The organism is Chitinophaga solisilvae, from assembly GCF_009928525.1.
GTDB classification, from domain to species: domain Bacteria; phylum Bacteroidota; class Bacteroidia; order Chitinophagales; family Chitinophagaceae; genus Chitinophaga; species Chitinophaga solisilvae.
On the sequence record NZ_JAABOK010000012.1, the window covers coordinates 242,590 to 250,075 of the forward strand.

Genomic DNA, 7,486 nt, shown 5'->3' on the forward strand with positions numbered 1-7,486 from the left:
AAACAGGCTGCCCGCTGATGAACGGGCAGCCTGTTGCTTTATATGCCTGTTTCATTTCTTTCCTTTGCAGCGGCAGTTGCCGGCGTGAAATAATTCACCAGGTTCCCGTCAGTATCCCTGAATAATAAGGAACGGTTTCCCCACGGCATGGTAGTGGGTTCCTGAACAATTTCCGTAGCAATATTCCTGACACGCTGATAGGCGGCATCCACATCATCCACCAGGAATTCAATGATGACAGATCTGTTGGTGGCGGCAGCCGCTACCTTTTCCCCGCCGAACAATGCTAATGTACGGGTACTTCCTATTGCCAGTGTGCTGTGTGCGGTGCGCAGTTCTGCAAAATCTTCCGTATACCATGTAAAGGACATGCCTGTAACCTGCTCATAGAAGTTTACGAGACGCTTAATATCTGCCGTAATAATACGGATCGATGAAAGTTTCATATATGGCTTGTTTATTTTTTACAGCCCGAAATTACCAGGGAGGTATGACAGCCTTATGTCAGCAGCTTCCGGGAATTATTTTCATCAGGAATCAGTTTGCGTCCGTTTTTTATCTGTATCTGCCCGCCGGGTTATTTATAGTATGTAAATAATTAAATTGTAAATGATTATATTATAATTAATTACAATTTTATTTTCTGCAAAAAGAAAAAAATATAAAATTATGTAGTCAAATGACTACATTTGTAAAAAGGTTATTCCGGGAATGAATTTTAACTGTCACACCAAGCCGGCTAACCATCACCTATAAAAACAACCTACTATGACCAAGAGTATTGAAAATCCGAAAGTAGACTGGTATTTCAGCGAGGCTGAAAAATGGCAGGAAGAACTGGATCAGCTCCGGATGATTATATTGGAATGCGGGCTGACGGAAACCTTAAAATGGGGTGTTCCCTGCTATACCTTCCAGGACCGCAATATCCTGCTGGTACATACCTTCAAGGAGTATTGCGCCATACTCTTCATGAAAGGCGCGCTGATGCCCGACAGCCACGGCATACTCATACAGCAGACGGAGAACGTACAGGCAGCCCGCCAGATAAGGTTTACCAACCCGCGTGAAATTGAAAAGATGAAATCCGTTTTGAAAAACTATATCTATGAAGCCATAGAAATAGAAAAATCAGGCGTGGAAGTACCCAAAAAGAAAACAGCCGAATTCCCCATGCCGGAAGAATTCAAAAATATACTGGATAAAAATGCTGCACTGAAAAAGGCTTTTGAAGCCCTGACACCAGGCAGGCAGAGAGGTTATCTTTTACATTTTGCCGCCCCCAAGCAGTCTAAAACCCGCGAGGCCAGGATAGAGAAAAGTATGCAGGATATCCTCAACGGTAAAGGACTGAATGATGAGTAACATCACGGCAGACTAATTTTACATAATATGCTCTTTAAACAGGAACATCTGGAAGGAATCCGGTCCGGGAAGGTTTCCCTGGCATTCCGGAAATGGAATAAACCATCCGCCAAACAGGGCAGTGCTGTTAAAACCAGTGTAGGCATTGTGGAAATTACTGCGGTCACCAAAACAACGGCAGCAGCCATTTCTGAGAAAGATGCCCGTAATGCCGGCTTCTCCTCGCTGGCAGCACTCCGCAGTAAGCTGGATAAATACCCGGCCGGCGATATTTACCGGATAGCCGTCCAATACAAATCACCAGACCCGCGCCTGGAACTCCGGGAGCAGACCTCCCTCTCCGCAGCACAACTGGCTGCACTCAAAACAAAACTGGAAAGGCTGGACGCCTACAGCAAACAAGGCGCCTGGACAACAGACATCCTGCTGGCCATTAAAAATAATCCCCTGCTGAAAGCCGCCAGCCTGGCCCTGCTCACAGGTAAAGAAAAAGACTGGCTGAAAATAAATATCCGCAAACTAAAAAACCTCGGCCTGACCATCAGTCACGACCCCGGCTATACAATATCTCCTCTCGGCGAGCGCCTGCTGGAATACTTAATTATTTGATTATTTGATTATTTTTTTATTTGAGATGTTGGCACCCCATCCTTGTTTCACCTGAACGTAGAAGTACAAGAGGCACAACGAAGGGATGCCAACATCTCAAATAAAAAAATAATCAAATAATTAAATAATCCCGAACTCCGGCGCATACCTCGCAATGCCTGCAGCGTTGCGTAGCGCCCCTGGCTTGAGTTCCAGCGCCATGAAATTCGGGGAAGGCACATCGATGGATAATTTTACCCCCCATTTTTCAGCAGGCTCAAAACCAAATACAGGATAATAATTTTCATGCCCCAGCACAATAGCTGCTTCATAGCCCAGCCGCGTAGCTATTTCCAGACCCTTGCGGATCAAAGCTCCCCCGATACCTTTATTTTGTTCGGATGGCAATACTGCCACCGGCGCCAGACCAATCACCTTTATGTGTTGCGCAGCAACATTATCCAGCTGTACGGCGGTAAATAAAATATACCCTGCCGGTTGCCCATCCAGCAACGCCACCAGAGATAGCTCCGGAATGAAAGCGCCACTGTTGCGGAGCTTATCTACTAATTGCGCTTCCTCTTCCCGCTGAAATGCCAGCTTGTTAATATGGTAAACGGCTTCATAATCTGCCTGGTTTTCCTGCCTGATTATTAAAGATTGCATATGAGAATAGATTTAATACACCGATAATCACCGGTATGTTATTAACTTAAAGATATATCAGAAAAAAAATCGGGAAGGCACAGCAACGCCGCCGAAAGAATACAGTAATACTTTCAGCTCTGTTGCTGCGTTACGCTACAATAGCCGCGCCAGAGGAATGATATGTAGAAATGATGTGTTTCACAGGGCAAAAATACAATTAAACTATGAATTATGAATGACGAATGATGAATGACGAGTTGGTTCGAAGATTTTAGCAGGTGATTAAATTTGAGTAATCGCTCCCATCTTCGAATCAACTCGCCATTCATCATTCGTCATTCGTAATTCTATACCGGTAGATATTTACTGAGTATTTTCCCATTGTTAAAAGTGATGGAGCTTTCTAATTGCAGTTTTTTTCTTTCCGTAAAAACAGACATCCCGCTCCCGATGGCCACCGGATTTGTGATGATGTAGTATTCATCAATGAGATTTTGCCCGATCAGGGAACTTACAAAGTTAACGCCGCCATACACCAGGATGTCTTTACCAGGCATTTTCTTCAGCGCCTGCACAGCCGTTGCCAGGTCACCGTTTTCCACTTCCAGGTTTCTTCCGGTAACAGTTGTTTGTGTACGGCTAAAAACAATCTTGCGCATATTAACGATGGATTGCGCCAGCGGATGTACCGGGCTGCCTGGTTGGTTGTCCAGTGTGTTTTCCCAGTAATCGGTGAATTTACGGCTCATCTTACGCCCCAGCAAAAGGGTATCGGAGCTGTCTGCCAGCTCAATAATTTTGCGTAACCCAAATTCATCCGGTCCGGCAAGCATCACCCAGTCTTCTTCACCATTCGGACCGGCTACAAATCCATCAATGGTCATTTGTATCTGTAATTTTAATTTCCGCATAGCAATCTTTTTTAAGTGAACGTGTTATTACCGTCACAAATATCTATAGAAGGCTCATGATAATGCGGGTATGATTACGGCAAATCCTGGGGAAATTGCGGCAATTCATCATTCGTTATCAGCATTCAAACCCATCTTCTCACCCGCTGGCTATACCTGACGTATGTTTCTCCGAAATCTCTTCTCAGCCGCGGTTCTTCATAGAAAATAATGAACAGGTGGAAGATGATCAGCAGCAGCATACTGTATTGCCAGAGGATAGCGGCATTGCAGAAAAGAGCTTCGCCGGTCAGCAGCAACATCACGCCTACATACATAGGATTGCGGGAATACCGGTAAAGACCGCTGATAACGAGTTTCCGTGTAGGGTCCGCGGGAGAAAGGGTACCCATGCCATCCAGTGCAAAACGCGTAATGCAATGCAGCAGAATAGCTAAGCCAGCCAGCCAGATTACTGCGGCGGCATATTGTCTGAATCCGTCAAAAGCTGCGAAGGCATGACGGAAATGCTGCTTCGCCAGCAGCCAGGGAATCACGCCGGCTACCATGCCAGGCTGCAGCATGGTGAATAACAGGTTGCGTAAGGCCAGGGAACGAAGTTGTTGCTTATTCATCGGGATGATATTTGGCGTATCTGTACAGGCTGCCATTACTACGTATAATCTTCTCCGTTATGATAAATGTGCAGCCGCCTGGCAACCGGTGTCAGTTCATTTTCTACACGGACAGGCACTGCTGCATAAACGGTTCTGTGCCAGGTGGCAGCAGATTGCCGGCGCTTTTGGATTTACTCATACTTACATACAAGTTAGTACCCTACATTGGGTGGTACGGCAACGGCATATGTTTGCCGATTTACTTTTGTGCTGTAAATGTAAACAACTAATTGTATGAAAATTTTCATGACCCTCGCCATACTGCTGTTAATCCTGCTATCAGGCGTTACAAGGGCATAAACAACTACTACCGGCGTACATACGGATACTGTCAGCATATACGGTTTCCTTCGTCCGAAACCACATGCCGCCCGCATGGAAGCGGAACTTCTGCAGCTGGCTGCGCTGAAGAAATTTTTTATTTGAGATTTGGTTATTTGAGATTTGCCTCCAATCCGTATTTTCTTCAGAACTTATAGGCACTGAAGAAAATACGGATTGGAGGCAAATCTCAAATAACCAAATCTCAAATAAAAAAATATTTACGCGTATTCTTCCATAACGCCTATCATGTCGTTGGCTATGCTTTGTGCATCCCTGGATTCAATCCGGTGTTTGGGGAGAAAATATATCAGTTCTCTGTCCTTGAAGAAGGCGATGGATGGCGATGATGGCGGGATATCGGCGATATAGTTACGGAATCGGGCGGTCGCATCCAGGTCCTGCCCAGCGAAGACGCTGGCGATGTTGTCAGGCTTCTTGTCTCCTTCCATCAGTATTCTGATAGCCGGGCGGGCCATACCGGCGGCACAGCCGCAAACGCTGTTAATAACCAGGATATTGAACCCCGGCTTAATCATGAATTGATCTACATCTGCAGGCGTTAGTAATTCTTTTACACCAACCTCAGTGAGTTCATCGCGGAAAGGTTTCACTAATAACGGAGAATAAGGCATAACATATATTTTGAGGGTGAATAAATCCGGTCCAGTTTTAACAGCAGCCTCCATAAAAAGTTCATCGATCCTTGTTAAATTCCCGTGAGGAGATTATTGCTCCGGATATCCCGGAATATGTAGCCCCAGCTGCATATGATGTGTTGCCTTCCATAAACCGTTGTGCAGAGCCGGTTTCAGGATGCCGCTACCCCCGCGGTTCTCCAGCTTTTGCCGCTTTCCCTTTGTCAGCAGCGGATCATCATCAAATACAAATTCGTCAACATAATATTCGTTGATGCCCGGCTCTTTTACAGACAGGTGAATATGTGCCGGCATATCTTCTCCGGGGTACGGCTGTGGTCTGATGGTACAGATGGTATATCTTCCCTGTGTATCCGTTTTTACCCATCCCCGGATGTGGCCGTGTCTCCTGGTGCTGGCATCCATTCCTGGCCGGGGAGCGTAATAGCCGTTATTATCTGTCTGCCAGTAATAGATGATAACACCGGGAGCGGGCTGCCGTGCGTTACGCCGGAAAACGGTGCCGCTGATAACCAGTCGTTGCCCTTTTTCGTACCAGCCGGCACTGGTATCGGTAGCAGAAATTTTCCGTGGCATGCCGGTATACATCAGCTCGCAACCATCGCAGCCACCGCCAACCAGCGGCTTTTTTGTCCGGAGTTGCCCGGGGCACGATTGCAGGTGTAGCAGGGAGGCGCACCAAAGCAGGCAAATCATGATAGTCTTCATACAAAATCGTTTTCAGCAAAAATCCATGCAGATAGTTGACTATCAAAATGCAATGCGGTAAGCGGAGGAGTTAACCGGTTAAGAGGAGGAGCGCATATCCAGGTGTTGCCGGAAACCGCTGACATAATTTCTGCTGAGGCGCACTTCCTGCCCGTTGGTGAGCCGCAGGTCATAGTCCCCGTTGAGGCGGGAGGTATACGATACCACCGCACTGACGTTGACAATGGCAGATTTATGTATCCGTACAAACCGGTGGCCATCGAGTTTATCCATGATGGATTTCAGGGTGGCGGTATGCAGCTGCTTTTTATCAGCCGTATGGATGGTAATATACGGCGTGGCGGCGGTAATCAGCAGGATGCTGTCCGTCGCTATGACCATATTGTTTTTCCCGGTATTGATACAGAGGTTGTCCACCGGGAGTGGCGCCTGCACCTGCGGAACCGCAGTTTCCTGTGGCGCCTGTTTCCGGAAAAATACCACGCCGATGATGCTATAGACAAACAGATATTTGTATAGATCGGCGGCTATGGCATATGCTACCGTATCAGTAACGGTATAGGTATGATCCAGCAGCAGGAAAGAAAGACCGGTAACCGACCAACCGTAAAGCAGCAGGTGCAGCGGCACTGCCGTCAGCACAAAAAGCGGCAGCGTCAGGAAAACGGAGCGGTCCTTCATGCTGCCGAAAATCTTCCGTAGTAATATGCAGACAGGAATAAACAGCAGCCAGTAGGTTTTAAATAAAACGGATTCTGAAAGATAGAAGGAGAAATGATGATAGCCGGCCTCGAGGAAGTCCTGCAGCACAGTAAGACAAATTATCAGCACCATTGCCGCCGTAATCAGTTGCTGCCTGGAAATACTTTGTAACATACTGTATAATTATGGATACCTGAAGTTACAAAATAGGACGCAAAGGTATTTGTCCGTTTTTTACAATTCCGGCTGGCAGATGATGACCATCTTTGTATCAGATAAAACAATATCATCTGTCTGAAAAAAAATAACACATGAAGAAGTTTATACTGATACTGATGATTGCCACTCTGACCACTACCGCGTGGGCGCAGACTACCAGCATGAAAATGAATGCAGGGGTGATCACCCGCAAGCTGGCTGCCACAAAAGAATTCTATACCAGCGTACTGGATTTCGGCGTTACCTTTGAAAATGATTTTTACCTGCTGCTGCATACCCCCGGCCATACTGCTGAAATCAGTTTCTTGCTGCCGGGTCACGCATCACAGCAACCGTTCTTCCAGCAACCCTTTCAGGGCAAAGGAATGTACCTGACCATTGAAGTGGATGATGTGGATAAACTATATGCTGCCATCAAAAAGAAGAAAATACCCATAAAAATAGCCCTGCGCGACGAACCCTGGGGCGACCGCCACTTCGCCATCGAAGACCCGAACGGCGTAGGCATCGATATTGTGAAATATTCCCCCCGGTAAAGACCCCATATCCATTTTATTATTTAGTTATTTGAGATTTGTTTCAATAATTGGAGCCCCCTTGAATATTTTCGGATTTTCGGATTTTGAGATTTTGAGATTTTATAATGCAGCGGAGATATTCGCGTAAATCTTTGCTGCATTATAAATGCGCCATCGTTATTGTTTAATAC

Annotated in this window: 10 protein-coding genes; 3 read left to right on the forward strand and 7 right to left on the reverse strand. The window is 46.3% G+C overall.

The features are described from left to right. Positions 1-38: 38 nt before the first annotated feature. The gene (locus tag GWG06_RS23515) at positions 39-446 is read right to left on the reverse strand and encodes a VOC family protein (protein ID WP_160716411.1); all 408 of its coding nucleotides are present in this window, start codon (positions 444-446) and stop codon (positions 39-41) included. A 322-nt stretch (positions 447-768) separates the two neighbouring features. On the opposite strand from GWG06_RS23515, the gene GWG06_RS23520 reads away from it, so the two are divergent. Both GWG06_RS23520 and GWG06_RS23525 read left to right on the forward strand, forming a co-directional pair. Then, complete coding sequence (locus GWG06_RS23520) at positions 769-1,365, forward strand: YdeI/OmpD-associated family protein (protein WP_160716413.1); 597 nt, start codon at positions 769-771, stop codon at positions 1,363-1,365. Between the two features lie 27 nt (positions 1,366-1,392). Beyond that, positions 1,393-1,974: an ASCH domain-containing protein gene (locus GWG06_RS23525; RefSeq protein ID WP_160716415.1), complete on the forward strand. Its 582-nt coding sequence runs from the start codon at positions 1,393-1,395 to the stop codon at positions 1,972-1,974. 120 nt (positions 1,975-2,094) lie between these two features. Here the strand turns inward: GWG06_RS23525 and GWG06_RS23530 are convergent, their stop codons facing one another. From GWG06_RS23530 to GWG06_RS23555, 6 genes are all read right to left on the reverse strand, one after another. Further along, positions 2,095-2,619: a GNAT family N-acetyltransferase gene (locus GWG06_RS23530; protein WP_160716417.1), complete on the reverse strand. Its 525-nt coding sequence runs from the start codon at positions 2,617-2,619 to the stop codon at positions 2,095-2,097. A gap of 329 nt (positions 2,620-2,948) precedes the next feature. Beyond that, positions 2,949-3,512 carry a dihydrofolate reductase family protein gene (locus GWG06_RS23535; protein WP_127044035.1) on the reverse strand — a complete coding sequence of 188 codons (564 nt, stop codon included), beginning with the start codon at positions 3,510-3,512 and terminating at the stop codon, positions 2,949-2,951. 125 nt (positions 3,513-3,637) lie between these two features. After that, on the reverse strand, positions 3,638-4,126 hold the full coding sequence (locus GWG06_RS23540) for a methyltransferase family protein (protein WP_160716419.1): 489 nt from the start codon (positions 4,124-4,126) through the stop codon (positions 3,638-3,640). 584 nt (positions 4,127-4,710) lie between these two features. Continuing rightward, a complete protein-coding gene (locus tag GWG06_RS23545) occupies positions 4,711-5,124 on the reverse strand; it encodes a BrxA/BrxB family bacilliredoxin (RefSeq protein ID WP_160716421.1) in 414 nt (137 codons plus the stop codon). A gap of 93 nt (positions 5,125-5,217) precedes the next feature. Beyond that, entirely contained in the window at positions 5,218-5,856 is a 639-nt protein-coding gene (locus GWG06_RS23550; RefSeq protein ID WP_160716423.1) for a dioxygenase family protein, read from the reverse strand. A 78-nt stretch (positions 5,857-5,934) separates the two neighbouring features. After that, positions 5,935-6,732 (reverse strand): LytTR family DNA-binding domain-containing protein, encoded by a 798-nt coding sequence (locus GWG06_RS23555; RefSeq protein WP_160716425.1) that lies wholly within the window; start codon positions 6,730-6,732, stop codon positions 5,935-5,937. A 137-nt stretch (positions 6,733-6,869) separates the two neighbouring features. Between GWG06_RS23555 and GWG06_RS23560 the strand changes: the two genes are divergently transcribed. Then, positions 6,870-7,313 carry a VOC family protein gene (locus GWG06_RS23560; RefSeq protein ID WP_202183101.1) on the forward strand — a complete coding sequence of 148 codons (444 nt, stop codon included), beginning with the start codon at positions 6,870-6,872 and terminating at the stop codon, positions 7,311-7,313. The last annotated feature ends 173 nt before the right edge of the window (positions 7,314-7,486 follow it).